Source organism: Klebsiella sp. WOUb02 (assembly GCF_050058015.1).
Classification (GTDB): Bacteria; Pseudomonadota; Gammaproteobacteria; order Enterobacterales; family Enterobacteriaceae; genus Klebsiella.
On the sequence record NZ_CP170110.1, the window covers coordinates 1848454 to 1865582 of the forward strand.

22 protein-coding genes and 1 pseudogene are annotated in these 17129 nt (G+C 51.6%); all 23 read right to left on the minus strand.

Annotated elements, in window-relative coordinates; genetic code table 11:
• Positions 1–509: 509 nt before the first annotated feature.
• Positions 510–1175, minus strand: coding sequence for a DUF7736 domain-containing protein (locus ABOC21_RS15825; protein ID WP_426815226.1), 666 nt, complete (start codon positions 1173–1175; stop codon positions 510–512).
• Between the two features lie 2 nt (positions 1176–1177).
• Positions 1178–1453, minus strand: coding sequence for a hypothetical protein (locus tag ABOC21_RS15830; RefSeq protein WP_426811934.1), 276 nt, complete (start codon positions 1451–1453; stop codon positions 1178–1180).
• A 9-nt stretch (positions 1454–1462) separates the two neighbouring features.
• The gene (locus tag ABOC21_RS15835; RefSeq protein WP_426815227.1) at positions 1463–2824 is read right to left on the minus strand and encodes a hypothetical protein; all 1362 of its coding nucleotides are present in this window, start codon (positions 2822–2824) and stop codon (positions 1463–1465) included.
• 185 nt (positions 2825–3009) lie between these two features.
• The gene (locus ABOC21_RS15840; protein WP_426815228.1) at positions 3010–3384 is read right to left on the minus strand and encodes a hypothetical protein; all 375 of its coding nucleotides are present in this window, start codon (positions 3382–3384) and stop codon (positions 3010–3012) included.
• Between the two features lie 23 nt (positions 3385–3407).
• Positions 3408–3986, minus strand: coding sequence for a tail fiber assembly protein (locus ABOC21_RS15845; protein ID WP_426815229.1), 579 nt, complete (start codon positions 3984–3986; stop codon positions 3408–3410).
• Positions 3986–4711 (minus strand): tail fiber protein, encoded by a 726-nt coding sequence (locus tag ABOC21_RS15850; RefSeq protein WP_426815230.1) that lies wholly within the window; start codon positions 4709–4711, stop codon positions 3986–3988. The genes ABOC21_RS15845 and ABOC21_RS15850 overlap by 1 nt, the downstream gene beginning before the upstream one ends.
• A 57-nt stretch (positions 4712–4768) precedes the next feature.
• A complete protein-coding gene (locus ABOC21_RS15855) occupies positions 4769–5446 on the minus strand; it encodes a YmfQ family protein (RefSeq protein WP_426815231.1) in 678 nt (225 codons plus the stop codon).
• Positions 5443–6588 (minus strand): baseplate J/gp47 family protein, encoded by a 1146-nt coding sequence (locus ABOC21_RS15860; protein WP_426815232.1) that lies wholly within the window; start codon positions 6586–6588, stop codon positions 5443–5445. Before ABOC21_RS15860 ends, ABOC21_RS15855 begins: the two co-directional genes overlap by 4 nt.
• Entirely contained in the window at positions 6578–7027 is a 450-nt protein-coding gene (locus tag ABOC21_RS15865) for a phage GP46 family protein (protein WP_426815233.1), read from the minus strand. Before ABOC21_RS15865 ends, ABOC21_RS15860 begins: the two co-directional genes overlap by 11 nt.
• The gene (locus tag ABOC21_RS15870; protein ID WP_426815234.1) at positions 7024–7602 is read right to left on the minus strand and encodes a phage baseplate assembly protein domain-containing protein; all 579 of its coding nucleotides are present in this window, start codon (positions 7600–7602) and stop codon (positions 7024–7026) included. The genes ABOC21_RS15865 and ABOC21_RS15870 overlap by 4 nt, the downstream gene beginning before the upstream one ends.
• The gene (locus ABOC21_RS15875) at positions 7599–8678 is read right to left on the minus strand and encodes a phage baseplate assembly protein (RefSeq protein WP_426815235.1); all 1080 of its coding nucleotides are present in this window, start codon (positions 8676–8678) and stop codon (positions 7599–7601) included. Before ABOC21_RS15875 ends, ABOC21_RS15870 begins: the two co-directional genes overlap by 4 nt.
• Positions 8675–10075: a DNA circularization protein gene (locus tag ABOC21_RS15880; protein WP_426815236.1), complete on the minus strand. Its 1401-nt coding sequence runs from the start codon at positions 10073–10075 to the stop codon at positions 8675–8677. Before ABOC21_RS15880 ends, ABOC21_RS15875 begins: the two co-directional genes overlap by 4 nt.
• A 67-nt stretch (positions 10076–10142) precedes the next feature.
• On the minus strand, positions 10143–10598 hold the full coding sequence (locus ABOC21_RS15885) for a hypothetical protein (RefSeq protein WP_426815237.1): 456 nt from the start codon (positions 10596–10598) through the stop codon (positions 10143–10145).
• 6 nt (positions 10599–10604) lie between these two features.
• Positions 10605–12329 (minus strand): transglycosylase SLT domain-containing protein, encoded by a 1725-nt coding sequence (locus ABOC21_RS15890; RefSeq protein WP_426815238.1) that lies wholly within the window; start codon positions 12327–12329, stop codon positions 10605–10607.
• A gap of 50 nt (positions 12330–12379) precedes the next feature.
• On the minus strand, positions 12380–12517 hold the full coding sequence (locus tag ABOC21_RS15895; protein WP_168377448.1) for a hypothetical protein: 138 nt from the start codon (positions 12515–12517) through the stop codon (positions 12380–12382).
• 14 nt (positions 12518–12531) lie between these two features.
• Positions 12532–12810 carry a phage tail assembly protein gene (locus tag ABOC21_RS15900; RefSeq protein WP_426815239.1) on the minus strand — a complete coding sequence of 93 codons (279 nt, stop codon included), beginning with the start codon at positions 12808–12810 and terminating at the stop codon, positions 12532–12534.
• Positions 12811–12813: 3 nt separating this feature from the next.
• Positions 12814–13182, minus strand: a complete 369-nt coding sequence (locus tag ABOC21_RS15905) for a phage tail tube protein (RefSeq protein WP_200519123.1) — start codon at positions 13180–13182, stop codon at positions 12814–12816.
• A 3-nt stretch (positions 13183–13185) separates the two neighbouring features.
• Positions 13186–14703, minus strand: coding sequence for a phage tail sheath subtilisin-like domain-containing protein (locus tag ABOC21_RS15910; protein WP_426815240.1), 1518 nt, complete (start codon positions 14701–14703; stop codon positions 13186–13188).
• The gene (locus ABOC21_RS15915; protein ID WP_426815241.1) at positions 14704–14883 is read right to left on the minus strand and encodes a DUF2635 domain-containing protein; all 180 of its coding nucleotides are present in this window, start codon (positions 14881–14883) and stop codon (positions 14704–14706) included.
• A gap of 3 nt (positions 14884–14886) precedes the next feature.
• Positions 14887–15432, minus strand: coding sequence for an ATP-binding protein (locus ABOC21_RS15920; protein ID WP_426815242.1), 546 nt, complete (start codon positions 15430–15432; stop codon positions 14887–14889).
• Complete coding sequence (locus ABOC21_RS15925) at positions 15429–15791, minus strand: head-tail joining protein (RefSeq protein WP_426815243.1); 363 nt, start codon at positions 15789–15791, stop codon at positions 15429–15431. The genes ABOC21_RS15920 and ABOC21_RS15925 overlap by 4 nt, the downstream gene beginning before the upstream one ends.
• A 5-nt stretch (positions 15792–15796) precedes the next feature.
• A complete protein-coding gene (locus ABOC21_RS15930) occupies positions 15797–16177 on the minus strand; it encodes a hypothetical protein (RefSeq protein WP_426815244.1) in 381 nt (126 codons plus the stop codon).
• A 1-nt stretch (position 16178) separates the two neighbouring features.
• Positions 16179–17054: pseudogene (locus tag ABOC21_RS15935) on the minus strand (major capsid protein); the annotation flags it as partial.
• Positions 17055–17129 lie beyond the last annotated feature (75 nt).

Here is a 17129-nt window from a genome sequence, read left to right on the forward strand (position 1 = left end):
AACAAACAACTCCTTAAACCCTCCATTTTTCCACCAGTTTGATGAATTAACATCTGAAAACCTCGTTGCTATGAGGTCTGGAGCTACGATGGGGCTCCTGAATGTGTGTGTAGCATATTTCACTGTCGAATTTGACACCGCCTTTCTCTGGGCGGTTTTTTTCATTATCGATAAGGTTCCGTTTTGGGACTTTAAACAACCTTCGTCTGCATGCTGGTTCTGTTGGTAATGAGTTTACTTATCTCATGAAGTTAATGCCTTCGACGTCCATACCGCCTGAGCTATATCGCTCTTTTTCCATATTTTTTCCACATTCTTTTTGTATAAAGAGAGCGTTCACAGGGAAGTGAACACATTGAGTGAATGAACAAAAAATAGGTAGCACGTAAACCTGGTTCCCCTCGTTCCAACGAGGGGCTTTTTACCTTGCTCCGTCAGCGGGAAAATATTTGTAAACCGTTTTCACGCCCACCCCGATCACGTCCGCGACCTGCTGCTGGTCGCGCCTATCAATTTTCTGACAGGTGCAAGCTACTGATGTATGCGCTTATGCTGAGCATCCACAAGATTAGCAAAGAGACAGAAATTCCTCTTTGTAAAGGCAGTCTGATTTTATCCTGCCCGATTGACGGTAGTTCAGAATTAACGATTTTCCGGCCAAGGCGCTTTTCAAGGTCAGCATAGAACTTATCAACGTCGCCCAGAAGCATTCCCGTATAGCCAGTAACGATGACGGCCTGTTCTTCTGTCAGCCTGTTGTTACTTTCCGGGTGCGCGTATGGGCAGAGCTTTGCGTAATCATCTTTGTACAGGGCGCTGATTTTTTCCTGCCCCACGGCAGCCAAGGTAATATCTCCCACTGGCTCACCTAAGCGCTTTTCGATATCAGCTTTTAGCGCTGCTATGCTGCATGCAGCAAAACCGGTAAAACCAGAGATGATTAACGCCTGCTCCGGTGTCAGTTTTTTGACTCCGCCCTTCGCCGCCTTATTCTCTTCCTTCCTGATGAGCACCAGCGCCAGCTTTGCTTCGGCGAGTTGGTTATCGTTTTCCTCTTTGTCTCGTGAGAGCCTTTGCATGTGAGCATTGAGAAGCGCATTGCGGGTGGAATACAACTCGATTTCAAGCTCAACTTCGCGCTTGCTCTTTTTCAGTAATTCTTCTTTATTCGCCATTTTTATTCACCGTAGAATTTAGTCAGGAACGCCTCGGCCTCGGAAACGAGGTCGTCTTCATCTTCAAAATTAAACTGTTCAACCCGTTCGAGATAAACCCCACTGTCGATATCAAATTTAATCGTGTGCACGGCGTTGGCGATATTATTCGCGGAGTCGATTACTTCAGCGCTGATAACGTCAATGCTCAGTACGACATCAACATTGGAAGCATAGGGGGCGCCAAACCCCATATATGTGGTATGGCGCTCTATGCTCTTTGAAACTGAAATTGTCATATAAACCTCTTATGCGGTGTATTTAGCCAGGATGTACCAGTATGTACCGTCAGTCTCTAATATCACTCCGCCACGGGCAGGGATGCTGAATGAGCCTGCGCCAAATTCAAACGGGCCGGTCAGCGTCAGGGCGTACGTTACGCTCAAATTTTTAACTGTGAGTTTTTTGTTTTTCATGCGTGTCGGCATAATAATGGCGTCACCAGTTGCTGCGGGGGTCGCAAACGTCACCCCGGCAAAACCTGACACGGTCTCCCCGATAGATGTCGTGGTCGAGTACTCTTTTGGAGTCTGCCACGAGCCGGTTTCGTCCATGCCGGTGATGAAGTTGTTACTGTTATCAAGGACTCTCAGCGCATAGCTTTGAATATTTTTTGCAGTAAAACCGTATTGGGCACCCCAGGAATGAAAGCTCTGTGTGGAGTTGACGTCATAAAATCCAAAAGACGTGTTTCCGCTGGCCGGGGTGTTAGCAAATCCATAGCCGCCAGTGCCGTCAACATGGTTAGCCATATTACGAAAGGCGAATATCAGATTGCCCCTCGTCAGAGTCCCTGCGTTCATGTTATACGCGCCGTTGCTTATCAAATCCAATATGGTACCGTTGCCTGCGGCGGAGGCTTTGTTATTTCGGCCATTGATTTCACCGACGGTGAACGTGTTGGTGTCGGAAGACTCATTAAGCGAAGCAATAACGTCAAGGCCCCAGCTTTTATTATTTGGGACCAGTTTCATGGCTGAGCCGTCAGCAGGCGTGCCTGTTACATTGGTGCTACCAACACGGTACCAGGCATCCTCGATATAAATTGTTTTATCAATTACTCCCAGAACAAATGAAGACCATTTTATTGAGCCGTCAATAACATCAATAAATTGCTTCACCCTGATTTTAGAAATTACTTCTTCTGTTAAATCGGAACAGGTGACGGAATCGGCTGTAAAGGTGGTATTTGAACTGCCGAACAGGAGCGGCTGAGCGACGTGGTGAACGTAGAGCGACGCCGCACCGCGCTCCGGGTTGAGCGCCAGCGCTGACGAATTTGCAAACCCGGCAATGCTCGACTGCGGCTCGGGGTCATTCGGGTCCATCATATTTCTGATAGCGACGACCGGAGCCCGGTCATATGGGCCGTCACAGAATTTAAACGCCTTAAACCCCATGCCGGGCAGCATATACTGGTCATATCCGAGATATGGAATTCTCAAAGAAGTCGCCAATGCTCTTGCTGCAGTTTCGGTATCCAGCGGGTTAACTGCATCTCTGTCCCCGCCTAAATCCATCAGCGACATCGACTCAGCGTTTTTCGCCTGTTGAGTCCTCGCGACCGCTCCTCCAAATGTCTGTTTAAAGGCCAGGAGCCATGAACCCATACCCTCTTCGCCTGAACCCAGGTTTTGGCGAAGAGCAGCATCACCGACAGAGACAAAATGCGCAGAGTCAGTTGCTGTCCAGGTCTCGTCTGTTTTACCCGACGCAGTGAACGGGATATCCGTCGCCGCCGTGAGTTTGTAGAGTTCGTTGTTATAACGAATAAGCTGGTTATATTCGTTGATGGTCAGAGGGTCCCCCCCGGAATGCTCCCAACAGTGTAATCGCCAACAATGTCATAGCCAGAAGAAGCGATGAACGTATAGAAGCGCATATCCTGATCGGACAGTTGGGAGGTAAACCGACCTTCCTGGCTTGCCATGTGATTCAGAAAAATCGCTTCCTGCTCTGCCGTCTTCTCGGAAAAACGAGACTCAAAATCGATGAGCTTTGCCGAGAAACTAGACTCTATGCCATACCATGTCATCCGACTGCGACCTAGCCGATCAGCCCAGAGAATGGATGTAATGTCGTTGAGAGCCAGATCTAAATTTTGTGAATTGTCGCGAATGTCGAGCACACTTGCCGACGGAACAGGGTTGCCCGTTAAATAAAATGGCATAATAATTTTACCTCAGGGACAGATCAGGCAGGAATTTCAGGCCAGTCGATATCAGGTGCGGTAGCTGTATCAATGCGGCTCAAAGCAACGCGGTATTTTTTCCACTCAGTTAACTGTGTGACTTCTTCGTCGGTCTGGATACCAAGTTCTACAGCATCGTTTAGAGTGGCTAATTTTATGTTTGCCTCACGCATTAATTCGGTTAACAGCTCAGTAGCGCAACTCACATCAGCCTGGTGTTTAGCTTCCGTATCGTTAACCCAGTTAGCACCATCCCATTTTTGATAGCTGTCAGTAGGCGCTTTCGTCGTTACCCCTTCAGGTAACTCCCCGAGCGTTGAAATCTCAACAGGTTCTCCAGATGCAGTGCTGTAGACGATCTGCCCGCGATGGTCCTCGAAAAGAGACCATAGGCCCGCGGCGGTATTGAAAACCGCTGTTTCTCCGGTAGCTACTTCGGGCGGTGAACTTTGAGTGCTGCAGGCAGGCAAGCCAGTGTGAGGCGGGATCGACAATTCTTCAACGCCCACTAACTCCCCCGTGTCGTCGCTGATATGATAAACGGTTACCACCTGAGTTTTGTCAGACATTTCAAAAACCATTATGCGAGCCTCACGATGTAGTTAAATGCGATGTTTTTAACGGTGTTTTCTGCATTACCCGCAGCATCGACCGTGATTGTGTGTGAGTGGGCCCCAATAACGACGGAGTGTGTGTGCGCCCCTGCAGTGGATGTTGTGCCAAAGGTACTCCCACCGTTGCTACCAACCTCCTGATCGCTTCCGCCCTGCTTCTGCATTCCCGAGCCCCACGCGTGGGCGTGGTCCCCGTTGCTGCTTGTCGTTTTGGTGCCGAGATCTGTCGATGTAGCCGACGCTGTGTGTGAGTGGGATTTAACACCGTCTTGCTCCTGAGACAGTACCGCACGTCCTGTAGCCGGCTTCCCTTTGATGGTCCAGTTTCGCATATCTGGAATGACACCTGACGGGTACGCTGCAGCCAGTAACGGGTATGCCGTAAGGGTGAATGTCTGTCCTTGCATAAATGCGAAATTGCCGGTGGCAGGCAAGGTATCAGATGGCCAGGGAATAGGAGTACCCGTGGGTATAGTTGCGAACGATATCGTTTTTAATATCTGTAAAATCTGAGTAGAATCATCTGGATTTAATGTAACGCCAAACCCCTCGACTACATTTACCAGCTCAGTTTGAATTGCATTAAACCACTCAGCCACCAGTCTTGTTGGTGCAATACCGCTTGCTACTTTCCCATTAGTAAAAAGTCCATCAAGGGCAGTGAGAGGTTCTACGTCACTTATTTTTAGCATGGGGATACCTGTAAATTAAAATATCTACATTTAAATTCATTATTTCAGTGAAGTTAATCAGAAAACATGATGTTCAGGCCACTCTCTGTTCATGGCAATATCAAATATCATGCGATATTCCGGAGTATTCAGCTCAGCATCCAATCCATACGCGAAAATAATATTAATATGAGACGGTGCTATTTTCGTTATCGAGCACTCAAATTGCTTGTCCCCCCATGACGCCAGCGCATCACCGCAAAAGGTAGTGCCCGCATATGAATATCTTACCGATGAATCAGGAACGTTAATCTGCCAGGTAAACGGCCATTCCTCACCATTTATCGGCTCATCACAGACAGACATCCCGCACATCGCAGGCCGGAACTGGTTTATGGTGATTTCATAGCCCAGCGCGGCAGCCACAGTGATGTAATAAGCCCGATTCAGACCGCCGGTACTGATAAGCTTTGAAACAATGGCCCGCTGCCGTTCGCTGATACTTCCAATCTCACCAATGGCGCAATCATCGGGAAGGCCAAGCGTATTTTCCCACTCAGAAAGCATCATCAATGCAGTTGAGGGGAAGCCACTACTCAGCAGCGCCTGCGAATCGGTGTCAGAACGAGCGAATGAACCTCCCAGCGCCCTGAGTGTCGCATGCTGAGTACTTTTAACATCACGTGACCATGCGAGACCGGCTGGCAACAATGCACTTAATGCGCGCGTATAATCGTCTACGGAGTACAGGCTCATGTAAAGTTAACCTCACCCAGTAATGGCAATTCCCCCGTATCCAGAACAATATTCTGTGTAGGAGATTCAAGTACATATCCGGTTGAACCTTCTACCTGGCTCAGCGCGCCATTAACATCGGATAAATAAATCTTCCCTGATCCATCCGGATTGCCGTTATCAAAAAACAGTAAATTGATAGCATCTGTTATTGCCTGTATAGTTTCGCTGCTGGCATCAGGAATTCCTGAAATAGTGAGATCGACTATTTTTTTTATTGGTGAACAAACATAGATGATCGCAGTATCCGCCTGGAGCGGATAAATATAATCCGCCACCCTCCCCTGGTCTCCTGTCGCTTTTATCACGCCCCAGTCTTCCAGAGAAGAAATACCATCGGTCCCTGTGGGAAATCCGTTATTTGTCGTATCATTGCCATCACACATAATGTAAATAACAACACTCCCCATCCCCATTCCCCGGCGTTTTATCCATGCACGGGTCACGCCTGAGACTGCCAGCGCCCATTTTTTATAATCGGCGTCACTCCCCCCTTGTGGTGGATTTTGGTACGCCAGCAGCCCGCGCTGCCTGAAGTCCTCAACACTTTCTATGTCAGCACCACCGGTTGCCGGGTCAACCAACGTTAGTGAGTTGTCTACGCCGGATACATTCGCATCAAGAGTGAGGATTGTGCCTGCATCAGCGTTGCCATTACTTCCACCACCAGTTGAGTCATCAGTCAGGTCAGGCAAAATGGCAGTGATCGTTGTCGTACCTTTTTTGCCTGCACCAATAATCAGCTCGGAGTCAGTAACATACTGATATCCATCAGACCGATTAAGAACCGTTCCTGCAGGAAGTCTCGCCCCCGAGGTTCCTGTGGCCTCCACCGACGACTGTGAAGCTGTGGCGGCTTTGCGGTATGTCTGCTTCAGCGCCATCCAGCCCGCCAACCATTCATCCGTTGCCGTAAAAGGGTTTGTCTGAAGCGCAATATAATCCAGGTAGGCATAGTGCAGGTGGGCCATACCGGCATCCATATCAGCCAGAACCTTCAGGTTTCCGAAGCGAAGCAAGGCACCAACATTTTTTAGTTCTGCCTGCATAAACTGCCGGTTTTCTTCGCGCAGCTCACTCAGCGTTTTTCGTTTAAACGGCATTGTTTATTTGCTCCCAGATCCAGAAAAATGCGCTCTCCTGCCAGTCTCCATCCGGCGGCAGATAACGAATAATCAGGTTGAGCCTGTTCGGCATGACAATCTGCGTTGTGCAACTGATATCACTGACGACACCATCGCCTTTCAGCCAGTCAAGCGCCTCTTTTGCGTACTCTTCCGCCCGTATGGCAACATTGGTCGTCAGTTTTTCTCGACGCAGTAACCACAGCCGGCTACCCAGTAGCTTATCGGCGTCTGAGTCTCCCCACCAACCGCGGCGATCACTACCGTCATAAGCGTCGTCCCGGCGGGCAAGGCGATCTGTGAACAGACTGAGGATGATTGCAGTTTGCAGGTCGTTACCGGTTTCCAGCGCGCCGGGATCGGTACGCCAGTCAGCATGAAGCGCATCGACATTCCAGAATGATGAAATATCACTCATACCTGATCCCCCGGTTTCTCGCTGGTTACGTCGTCGTTACCTTGTTCAACCCCTTTCACTTCGTGGTCGTGCTCGTTATATGCGTCCCGCAGCTGTTTCAGCGTTTTGTCGTTGGTTTCACAGTTATCAATAACATCACCAGTAACCAGTAATTTAGGCGTAATGAGTTTCACCTGTTCTGTCGCGGTAGCTGACAGATTCTTTGCGTTATTGACGTTGACGTCCTGGCCTTTCGCATCAATGCTGATACCGTTCTCCGTCAAATGGACGTACAGCCCCCACTGGTTATAAATAACCGTCTCCCCCGGCTGAAGGTCGGCATGGCGAAACCCCTGATGGTTCGTCGCGATAACCACCGGGCTCGAACGATCACCGCCCAGGAACGCCAGCACAACATCTGTGCCGGCAGGCAGTCCGGAAGAAAAGCCAAATTCGGCCAGTCGGTGTGCGCTGGCAACTTCAAGCGGAGTCTGATACTGCACTGACTGGGTTGCTCCGGAATCATTCATTGCGGTAATTCGCCCCACGCCCAGCATGCTGGCTATACGGTTTGCAATATGTCGAAACTGGTTCATTGGCTGAATCCTGCTATCTGCTGGTAAAACGCATAGGGTTGCACCGCAAACGCCTCTGGTGGCATCAGCGTTAACCGGGCATGCGTACCATCGCTGTCCCGCATAAACGTGACTTCGGCTATCAGCAATTCAGTGTCCGGTAACCTGAGCGTGGGGAGATTCACGGGGATCAACGTATTAGGCTCCCACAGCTTCCCGGCCTTATCCCGCCAGCTGTCTACCGTGACGCTTAACTGCTTCGAACGGCCATAACGGCGGTTCATCTCCCAGTCGATGGCACGCTGCGCCTGCTTCGACGCCATTAGCGTGCTTTCAACGATAACGATGCGTTTGCGGTATCGCATACCGGCCGCTTCAGGATCACGGGCGGTGGCCAGCGTTACCGAGTCATAGGCCGTATCCGGAGAAAATCCGGCGATCGGCGACACGCTCATCGAGACTCCAACATAGTCAGAGAATCGTTCCGACATATCTGCTCGGTAGTACGCCTGCTCGACGTTCTCGCCTTCTGCCGCACCACTGGCCGCCCGTCGGGTTCCTGTGCGCGTAAGCAGCAGGTTTCCGTCGGGTAAATCGTAATAGAGCAGCGCAGACCACCTGGATACTCGCTCGATGATCTCCTGCGGAGATTCGCCCCAGTTAATCGTGAACTGAGGCACGTCGACCAGATCGTCAACATCGCAAGACACTTTGATGCCGTACCACGAGGCCAGGCGGGAAGCGATATTCAGCGCATTACTTCGGTTGATGACGTTGTTAGGCCACTCAGCAGAACAGTCCACCAGATCCTGACATTTGCTGCGTCCGTTCGCCTGTACCTCATGCCGGGCTCTCGTTATCGCGGGCTCCCAGTTGTCAACATAACCCGTTATCACAGGGTCCTCACCGAAATGAACCTCACAGGGTGCCCCCTCTACCACCAGCTGCTTTTCGTGGGTGCCCGGGTAATAGTCCAGAAGGCCCAGGCTAAAATCAGACGGGAAGCGCTCAACAGATCGCGTTACGCGGACTGAATCCCAGCCCTCTATTTTTTTGTCACCGACTGTCAGCGTGACTACATCCTGATCATCACTCATTGTCGTAACACCCTCATCGAAACTGGCATAAAGGCCGGGTGCGGTACGTCTGATTCCTGAATCAGCTCATCAGCGCGCCCGACATTCTGATATAACCGATTAGCCAGCGTCAGCGCGGGGAGTGGTTGCGCGGAATTGAACTGCATGAGCTCGCTTAAACTGGCTGAAAGCGACGACATGGTGTCGAGAAATGACGATCTGACCAGCAACAATGAACTGTAGAGTTCATCGTCGGCGCGGTCGCCTGTCGCCAGCAGAGCGGCATCCAGTTGATCCGACACCCGGCGGGTTATCTGCTCCGCCTCGTTGCGACTCGTCGGGTTTGATTCAGCGGCCGCTGCCGCCATTGCGCCGCTGCACAAAACAATAATCAGGACATTGACGCTTTCAGCTATATCCGCGCCTGCTGACGACTGCTGATATTCTGAACTGGTGGCGTTGGCTAGCTTTTCCAGCGCAGTTATCCGCTCATTCACACCGCCGGTGCAGTTGAGGATCGCGTTGATAACGTCAGCGGTACGTTGCACAAACTCATCAACCGTGGCGGAGCTATTCAGGCCGGTGACGGTTTCAAAAATCCCCTGACGGTCCATGATGGCGCTGGCAGATACCTGCGCGGAAAGTGATTCAAAATCATCGGTGTCATCGGCAGAGATGCTACCGTTAACTCCTGATGAGCTGCCGCCCACTTCCCCCTTACTATAGCGCCCGTAGCGCTGGTTACCGAACGTTGATTTGAGAACGTTGCTGACATTCGTCACTTCATTGGTGGTGCTCTCCACCATGTTCGACCAGAAAGCAATCGCGCTCTTGATGGTTTTGATCGCCTGCGTCACGCTGCGGATTTCACCTTTAATCCGTGCTATGGTGCTTAATACTGTGGTGCTGACCAACTTCAGGTAATTTGTACGAACAGATTTTCCTGCCGAACTGCTGCCAGTGACCGCAAAAACCTTTAGCCCTGACTCGACCGCCATCAACGTGAATTCAAAAACACGGCCGGCATCTGCTGAACCGGAAAGCCGAAGCCCGTTTTCCGGTATGGCCACCGTCATTTCCCCCAGCGTCGGGTGAATCAACGTGCCTGTGCCCTTCTCCTCGCATGCGGTGATGAGCGCCTGACGCTGGGTGATAACATCACCGCCTCCATACATCTGGCTGTCCTGAATGAGGAAGCCACGAATAACAATCCGCCGGACACCGCGCCCCATATCCTCTATCCAGGCAGTGTCACGATAAGGGTATTCGTGCACCGCCTGGCGGCGTCCGTGGCTGCCTTCCTCAGCAACAACGGCAAACGGGACACCCCGGAAACTGGAGGGTTGCAACTTACTCTGCCAGTCATCACTGGCGTCGCCGCCCATCAGCGACGAAATCGCATCCTGAATAATCGGCATTTGAACTCCAGGTATAAAAAACCGCCAACATTGTGGCGGTTTGTGGTGATGGTTATTTTTACTGAAATTAAAGCTGCGGAGAAATTGAGAAGCCACCAGGAGACTTGGCAACAATTATTGTTCGACCTTCTGTCGTTATTATCTCTGCTGTTTGCTCTGATAAGTACATAACTGCAGAAATATTAACCCCATGCCCTTCTAGGTAATCATGAGACACATTTGTTGTGTTGTAACACAAAGAATTACTGACATAAAAACCATAGTAGCTTTGTTTGCATTTATCCAATTCAGAGAATTCATTTTTGAACAAAACGAATACGCCGACAAATACCACAAAGATACATCCAGTGATAAATCTTGCAACGGTCCGTTTTCTGCCCTTTTCTTTTCCAAAAGACATAATCAGGCAGATAATGAACAATATCAACAAAACAAGGATACCTTGATAAACACTCACATCAACCAACCTTTTAATTAATACCCAGGGTGTTGATAGTTTGCCTCGCCCTGCAAACTTTGTCATCTATCACTAATAGCTCATAGGGAGCGTTATCCGCCCACCATTCTGGCTTTCAAAAACCTTTCGATCCCCCTTCTCATTGACCATGGTGATTTCGAGTTTTAGCTTGTTATCTTCCATGGCACTCTTGAACGATTTGGTAATATCGCTCACAGATACGGCACCTGTCCCGGGTGAAGGCTGAATGATGTTTGGGGTTGGACTCTGATTGACGCTACCCTGATTGTCGCTTTCGATAAGCCTTTGATAGCGAGCCAGGACCGCGCCGGGATATGCAGCATTTACACTACCCCATCGACGCTTGTCATAACCACCGTGATAGTAGCGAAGAGCCAGGGAGATATCGCCTCCTGCTTTTCGAAGGTTTTCAGCCAAAATCCCCGCGCCTCCATCAATGTTTTGGTTTGGATCTCTCCAGTTTGTAACTCCATATGCCTTCAGGTTGAAAGGCATGAGCTGCATCAATCCAAGCGCACCAGCGTCGCTTATAATGTTAGGGTCTCCGCCAGACTCCTGCATCATAATGGCCTTCAGAAGCTGCGGATCGACGCCGTGCTTTTTACCTGCAGCATTTAAGGCGTCGTCATACTGGCCGCCTGAAGTGTTCTGCTGGTAAGGGACGGGGTTATTACCCGGTACTTTTTTCGGCATAATCACCTCCATGTCGCTACGTAAACGCTCCGCAGCATCAATAGCCCCGTATTCTGCATCATAACGCTTACGCACGGCATCGGTCATAAAACCAGCATCGACCGCCCCGCGCTCCCGGCGAGTGAGTTTGTTATAAAGCTCTTTATTGCCCTGAATGCGGCGTAGCTTCTCAGCCTCGTCAGTATTTATAAAACCAACCGCATGGGATAATGCGGTAAAATCACCGTTAGTGAGTAAATCAGTGACGCCCTCCAGTCCGTTCTTAACGGAACCGTCAGACATAACAAATTTTAGAACCTTTTTTTCCGCCTTATTGATTAAGCCATCCCAAGCGGCACCCAGTTCACTCATGGTCACGTTGACATCTGAAAGCTGTTTATTCAGTTCTGGGTCAACAGTTAGGCCAAACTTTTCTGCTTTTGCCAGAAGCCCGGCATACTTAGAGCCTTCACGCAACAGTGTCAACATCTCAGGTGTTAGCCCGACGGCATTAGCGAAGGATTTTTGTTGCGATGGGTTCCAGTTTTGAAGGGCACTGGAAATAGAGTTAAGCGTACTCAGCAGATCAAGAGAACCATCTTTATTTTTGACTATCTGGGCGCCAATTTGCTCCATCGCGCCCGCAACTCCCGCATTAGACCCACTAGCGGCTTCATTCAGGGATTTAAAGACGCTCTCAATCGATGCGGCCGCTGTCTCACTGTCTGTACCAAGAATGCGTAAAGCCCCGGAAAGCGAAGAAAACTCCTTAGCACTCATAGCGGTATTTTGTGCATGGGTTTCGAGGTTGTAAGCCTCTTTTGCCGCGTCCCTGAAACCGTCGGCAACCTTTTTTATGCCGAATCCGACAACGCCGGCTGCACCAAAGGTAGCCATTTTACCAGCCAGCTCACCGACGATCTTCAGTGGAGGAATGATATCTCCGATGAACTGGACGTTATCCCGTGCACTACGGGCCATTTTATCCAGCCGGCCGCCGACATCATCCAGGTTATCAACCGTCTCATCACCGCCGAGGTTAAGCTTTTCCTGCGTCTCATCCAGGCTGAGGGAGCAGGTTTTTAATGGCCTCGTTGATTTCATCAATGGTGGCGCTGACCCTGTCGTCCGCTATCAGCTCGAAATCGAATGCATTACTCATCGTCCTGATCTCCGGACTTCAGTTTATTAATTCGTTTGGCCTGCGCCACCCACCAGAGCAGCCGCTTTTGGGTCATCCCCCACGCCCGTTCGTCGCTCCACCCGAAATAGAAGGTGACGTCTGCCGCCACCTCCTGCCACGCGGTCAGGGCTTCCAGTTCAAAAAACCGAGCAGATACTCCTTACATTTGCAAAAATCTACATAGTCCATCGGTGCCAGTATGCTTTCCCGGGCGTCTGTCACCAGGGCGATCAGTAAGCGCATTGCAGCAATCGAGGTGGAGGACTCCTGTTTTTCGTAGAACTTCTCAACCTGAGTCAGTGTGGGGGCCTTCAACTCCAGCTGCTCATAGCGTATTTTTTGTGCGGTATCTTCCAGGGGAATGGTCAGAATAATGGTCTTCGTACGTTCTAATTCAGCCATAGATTAATTCTCCGTCACTTCGCGGCCTTCCCAGCGAACATCGAACACCGCATCTTCGCTTTCCACTTCCTGGACGTTGACCGTCCAGAGTGCGCGACCAATAATCGTTTTCCCGTTCGCCAGTTCGGCGATCACGTTAACGTTGGTCTGCCCGTTAAAACCCCGGACACTGGTGCCGCCGCTGTCACGCAGGCGTGCTGAGATATACCCGGCAACCGGTTTTTCCTTATAACCATGCACACCATCCATACCCGTCAGCGTCGAGCGGTTAACGGTGGACGGCTGGTATTTAAAGGAACCTTCCACCATGACTGAAACACCGTCCACGGTGACGTAGGCGGTACCGGCCAGGCGGTTTGAGGTATCAGCCATGAGTTATGCTCCTGTATCTGTTGACTGCGCCTGCAGGCGGAACTGGTTAAGCAGCGCAAAAATACGCAGCTGATTGATAAGCGTTCCCGGCCATAGCACATCGACCCGGTTCGGGTTGGACGCATTTTGTTCAACGATAATATTTTTCGCGAACGCGTCAGCATCCTGGGCGTAACCGTTAAACACCAGCGTCTGGTATTCGGCGATCTGGTCAGCTTTGATGATGTTGGGCGTCACAATGGGCTGCCCGGGGGCAAAACGGGTTCCGTCAGCAGCCAGTTTCATGCGCCCGAACTTGCTGGTCACCGCTGTGCGGAGATAGCGGGTCACGAACATCAGGCTGAACAACGTTTCCACCTGCAGATAGCTGTCGTCTTCATCGCCGTAACTGTTTTTCTGGTAGGTGGTGATGATGTTTTCCACGTTCACCGTTCCGTCGTCGGCGACGGTGTACGTGGAAATACCGCTGTACAGCAGGTTGTTGCGTTCGGTCAGTTCGAAGCGGTCCTGCAGATCTGGCGCCAGTACGCCATAAACCGGCAGGCTCTGCAGCGGGCGACCCGGATCATTACGCAGGCTCGGGGCAATGGCGCCGGTCAGCGCGGCAGACCAGATATAACGAGGCGTTGGAGAGCGATAGACGCCCAACAGCGTTTCATGCTGGTTATTTCTGGCCTCGCCTTTCGTCCCCAGCTCGGCGTAGGTTCCCGACGTCGTGCTGAAGGCATGCCCGTACAACTGTTTATCCCACGCCCAGCGGCCGGAAGCATCGTTCAGAAACGTCTTCATGGCATCAAGAGAGGCCGTATCGTCGTAAGGGTTGATGATGAAATCGAACGTTTTATCCTGCAGGTTGCCGAGTGCATCCACAAAATCCGGCGCGCCGGCGCCGCCTGCCATCGAGGTAATGGTCAGGGTGAGACCTGCAGGCGTCGATTCCCCGCCCTGCGTTCCCAGATAGTTGAGGCGAATATCAATCCCGTTACCCAGAAGCCCCGCATTTTTAGCCGTCAGTTCGACCGTATCGGTCGCGTCTGATTTAACAGTTGCTGTAACAGGGAGGTCTGTTTTGCGCGCGATAGCGGCGACCAGTGCCGTCGCGATTTGCGCCGGCGTATCGGTTGCCAGCACAGTGAGCTGAACACGGGTACCGGCGAGGTAGAGAGAGATTACGCCCGTCTCAGACGTCTGTGACGCAACCTTGATACTCCCCTTCGCGGCCACCATTGACCCGGAGTCGTCCGCCAGCGGCAGGAGCCAGATTTCAGCGGCCGTGTCATTTTTCTGATAGGCGGTCATCATGCCATGCAGCTGTGACCCCTTACCGGTCAGCTCTCCCACGCCATTCGGCGAGGAGACTTTGACGGGGATATTGGCCTGCGTCGAACCAGCGGCCAGCATCTGGCCAATCAGCAAGGTTCGTTGCGTCGCCGTCGCCGTATTGGCCATAGAGTTGTCGAACTCGACATAAAACAACGACGTCCGGAGGTTACCGGGTACGCGTGAAAACGGAACGGTCATTTAAGCGTCCTCTTTTTTAGCGGTGCTCTTCACACCTTTTCCCAGCACCAGGCTGACATCGCCATCCTTCAGCCGACGTCGCCAGAACGTATTGTCCGGCACCTCAGCGCCTTCTGCGGGCAAGGCTTCTCCCCGGACAGGGCAGCGAACGCTAAGCCCGTCTTTTGGTTTTACAAACATGGATCACTCCTGCAGGTTAATACTGACGCCCGTCCGCGGTGTGCCATCCGGCATTCTGACGGTGATATCAATCCCCTCCAGCGGTGGCGGGTCGATCGGATAGAAGTCTTCCGGGCCCTGATAGTGTTCGATATCAATTTCGAACAGCAGCTGGCCCAGATGCGCTTCACCCTCGCCGTCAACGTTAATCGTCGAACGGATTTCCGCGTACTTCTGGATTTTACGGGTGAGCTCGTAGCTGTTGATGACCGCCCTTTCTACCTGCTCGCGCAGGTCCTCCAGCGCCTCCTCGGCCCGCATGGCGCCGTCATCATCGGTTTCCCCGTCATACTCCTGGACGCGGCCAGTGATGCGAACGGTGGTCACCGTAGTAAATGCCGGCGTATTCCGCCCCTGCGCCTTTTTATGATCAAACGGGGTCTGAACCAGCAGTGCCGGATAGAGCGCTGCCGATGTTGGCCAGTCCCGCGGCGAATAAACGCGGTCGCCGGCATCGGTGTGACCGGACAACGCCGTCACCACCATTTTGCGAATAGCTGATGCATTCATCGTGCTTTCACCACATTGAGAACAAGGCGGGATCCGCCATGACTGTCAGGCTCGACATTGGACACCACGAATAACTGATTAATGACGTGGCCGCCGACGGTCTTAATAAACACGCGGTCCGAGACCTCAGGCTGAGGTTTCCCCAGTTTGCGGAACTCGGCATCACGTACACCGAGCATCGGACTGGAGGTATTGATCACTGAATCCCCGTCGAGGTTTTCAGCAGCCTGGGCATACCCACGGTCAAAAATGCCGTTAATCGTGAAAGGAGCAGCACCGTCTTTGGGACGGTACTCGTGTTCATCGCCGAAGACGCCATGTAGCGGACTCAAAAGGTGTAAATCCCAGTCCACGCCCATAGTGATTACTCCGTCGTGACGCTTACGGCTGGCGCTGCAGAAAGCACGCGCTGGCGCAGCACCTGAACATCAGCAATCACGCCGACTGCCAGCAGGCGATCGGCATCCGTTCCTGTTACCGGGATACGCATGTTTTCGCGATAAACTTCACCGTTATGACGAATGCTGTTTCCCTTCAGAACCACAAATTCAGGCTCCGCAACAGCTTCGGCTGAATCATCCCCAGCGCCATCATCACCAGATGAACCATCAGCGTTTGTATCGCTATGCTGCTGGTTGTCCTGAGTGCCTTCTCCCGCGTTCAGATCCTCAGCGTTAAGGTCTTCTACGCCAGCGCCCCCCGCATTCAGGTCATCCACCAGCACTGATTTAGCTTCTTTCGCCATATCACACCACCGTTGCGCAAAGGGACGCGTTTACCCGGCTTGGAATAACCAGCGGGGAGGACTGCATCAGGATGAGGCGTTGTGCTGGATTCTTTTCAACCCAGGACTTGGGGGCGTACGCCAGCGGGCCATAGTTGAACTCCGGATCCAGAATTACACCAAAGGCGCGGGTCCCCATCAGGTCGGCGCCGCTCATAATGACAGCGCCATCCGGGATCATGGGTTTTTCAACATTATCCAGCGGGTCAATGTACCAGTCGTTATACAACCAGAGATCAAAGTTACCCCAGCGTCCTTTATAGACCGCACCTTTATTCACCTGAGCGCCAGCATTAACCTGGTTACCAAACGGACTCAGCGCCGGGAAAGTGATGGCGTTATCTTTGATGGTGGTATCCAGACGGAATGCCCGCCATGATTTGTTAGTGAAAACAAGGTCACTTGGCACTGCACCCGAATTCTTCAGGATGAGAGTCTGCCACTCTTCAATATCATCAGAGGGCTGGGTATTCGTTGCTCCGGCAGCGACAGACTGAGGCCATTTATCAGCGCCGCTCAAAGTAATCGTCAAATCTGAAGATCGCCCAAAGTTAACAACTTTGGTTTCATATCCTTCACCGGCGACAGTTACCGTACCAGATACCAGCGCGCTGGAGGCCATCCACTCCAGACGACGTTGAATCATGTCGATCTGGTCTGCCATTTCGAACTGCAGGTTGAGCATTTCACGCTCACCGGCAGTAAATTCACCACCAATGCGTTCACCAATCTGACGGCGAATGGGTTTGCGAAGGTCTGGCGCACGCAAATCTTTGATATAGGCAGGTTTAAAGGTATCAGTCTGGTATTTACGGCTTTCTACAATCTTGCCTTCTACCCGTGCGGTTAATTGTTTTTCTGTATTTTTCAAGCTGGGCATTAGAGGCACTAACATCGATATCATCGCCGGACA

What these genes read in the sequence shown, in the direction of transcription:
- ABOC21_RS15825 (WP_426815226.1), bottom strand. Translation starts at nt 1,175, where the DNA reads ATGGCGAATAAAGAAGAATTACTGAAAAAGAGCAAGCGCGAAGTTGAG.
- ABOC21_RS15830 (WP_426811934.1), bottom strand. Translation starts at nt 1,453, where the DNA reads ATGACAATTTCAGTTTCAAAGAGCATAGAGCGCCATACCACATATATG.
- ABOC21_RS15835 (WP_426815227.1), bottom strand. Translation starts at nt 2,824, where the DNA reads ATGGGTTCATGGCTCCTGGCCTTTAAACAGACATTTGGAGGAGCGGTC.
- ABOC21_RS15840 (WP_426815228.1), bottom strand. Translation starts at nt 3,384, where the DNA reads ATGCCATTTTATTTAACGGGCAACCCTGTTCCGTCGGCAAGTGTGCTC.
- ABOC21_RS15845 (WP_426815229.1), bottom strand. Translation starts at nt 3,986, where the DNA reads ATGGTTTTTGAAATGTCTGACAAAACTCAGGTGGTAACCGTTTATCAT.
- ABOC21_RS15850 (WP_426815230.1), bottom strand. Translation starts at nt 4,711, where the DNA reads ATGCTAAAAATAAGTGACGTAGAACCTCTCACTGCCCTTGATGGACTT.
- ABOC21_RS15855 (WP_426815231.1), bottom strand. Translation starts at nt 5,446, where the DNA reads ATGAGCCTGTACTCCGTAGACGATTATACGCGCGCATTAAGTGCATTG.
- ABOC21_RS15860 (WP_426815232.1), bottom strand. Translation starts at nt 6,588, where the DNA reads ATGCCGTTTAAACGAAAAACGCTGAGTGAGCTGCGCGAAGAAAACCGG.
- ABOC21_RS15865 (WP_426815233.1), bottom strand. Translation starts at nt 7,027, where the DNA reads ATGAGTGATATTTCATCATTCTGGAATGTCGATGCGCTTCATGCTGAC.
- ABOC21_RS15870 (WP_426815234.1), bottom strand. Translation starts at nt 7,602, where the DNA reads ATGAACCAGTTTCGACATATTGCAAACCGTATAGCCAGCATGCTGGGC.
- ABOC21_RS15875 (WP_426815235.1), bottom strand. Translation starts at nt 8,678, where the DNA reads ATGAGTGATGATCAGGATGTAGTCACGCTGACAGTCGGTGACAAAAAA.
- ABOC21_RS15880 (WP_426815236.1), bottom strand. Translation starts at nt 10,075, where the DNA reads ATGCCGATTATTCAGGATGCGATTTCGTCGCTGATGGGCGGCGACGCC.
- ABOC21_RS15885 (WP_426815237.1), bottom strand. Translation starts at nt 10,598, where the DNA reads ATGACAAAGTTTGCAGGGCGAGGCAAACTATCAACACCCTGGGTATTA.
- ABOC21_RS15890 (WP_426815238.1), bottom strand. Translation starts at nt 12,329, where the DNA reads ATGAAATCAACGAGGCCATTAAAAACCTGCTCCCTCAGCCTGGATGAG.
- ABOC21_RS15900 (WP_426815239.1), bottom strand. Translation starts at nt 12,810, where the DNA reads ATGGCTGAATTAGAACGTACGAAGACCATTATTCTGACCATTCCCCTG.
- ABOC21_RS15905 (WP_200519123.1), bottom strand. Translation starts at nt 13,182, where the DNA reads ATGGCTGATACCTCAAACCGCCTGGCCGGTACCGCCTACGTCACCGTG.
- ABOC21_RS15910 (WP_426815240.1), bottom strand. Translation starts at nt 14,703, where the DNA reads ATGACCGTTCCGTTTTCACGCGTACCCGGTAACCTCCGGACGTCGTTG.
- ABOC21_RS15915 (WP_426815241.1), bottom strand. Translation starts at nt 14,883, where the DNA reads ATGTTTGTAAAACCAAAAGACGGGCTTAGCGTTCGCTGCCCTGTCCGG.
- ABOC21_RS15920 (WP_426815242.1), bottom strand. Translation starts at nt 15,432, where the DNA reads ATGAATGCATCAGCTATTCGCAAAATGGTGGTGACGGCGTTGTCCGGT.
- ABOC21_RS15925 (WP_426815243.1), bottom strand. Translation starts at nt 15,791, where the DNA reads ATGGGCGTGGACTGGGATTTACACCTTTTGAGTCCGCTACATGGCGTC.
- ABOC21_RS15930 (WP_426815244.1), bottom strand. Translation starts at nt 16,177, where the DNA reads ATGGCGAAAGAAGCTAAATCAGTGCTGGTGGATGACCTGAATGCGGGG.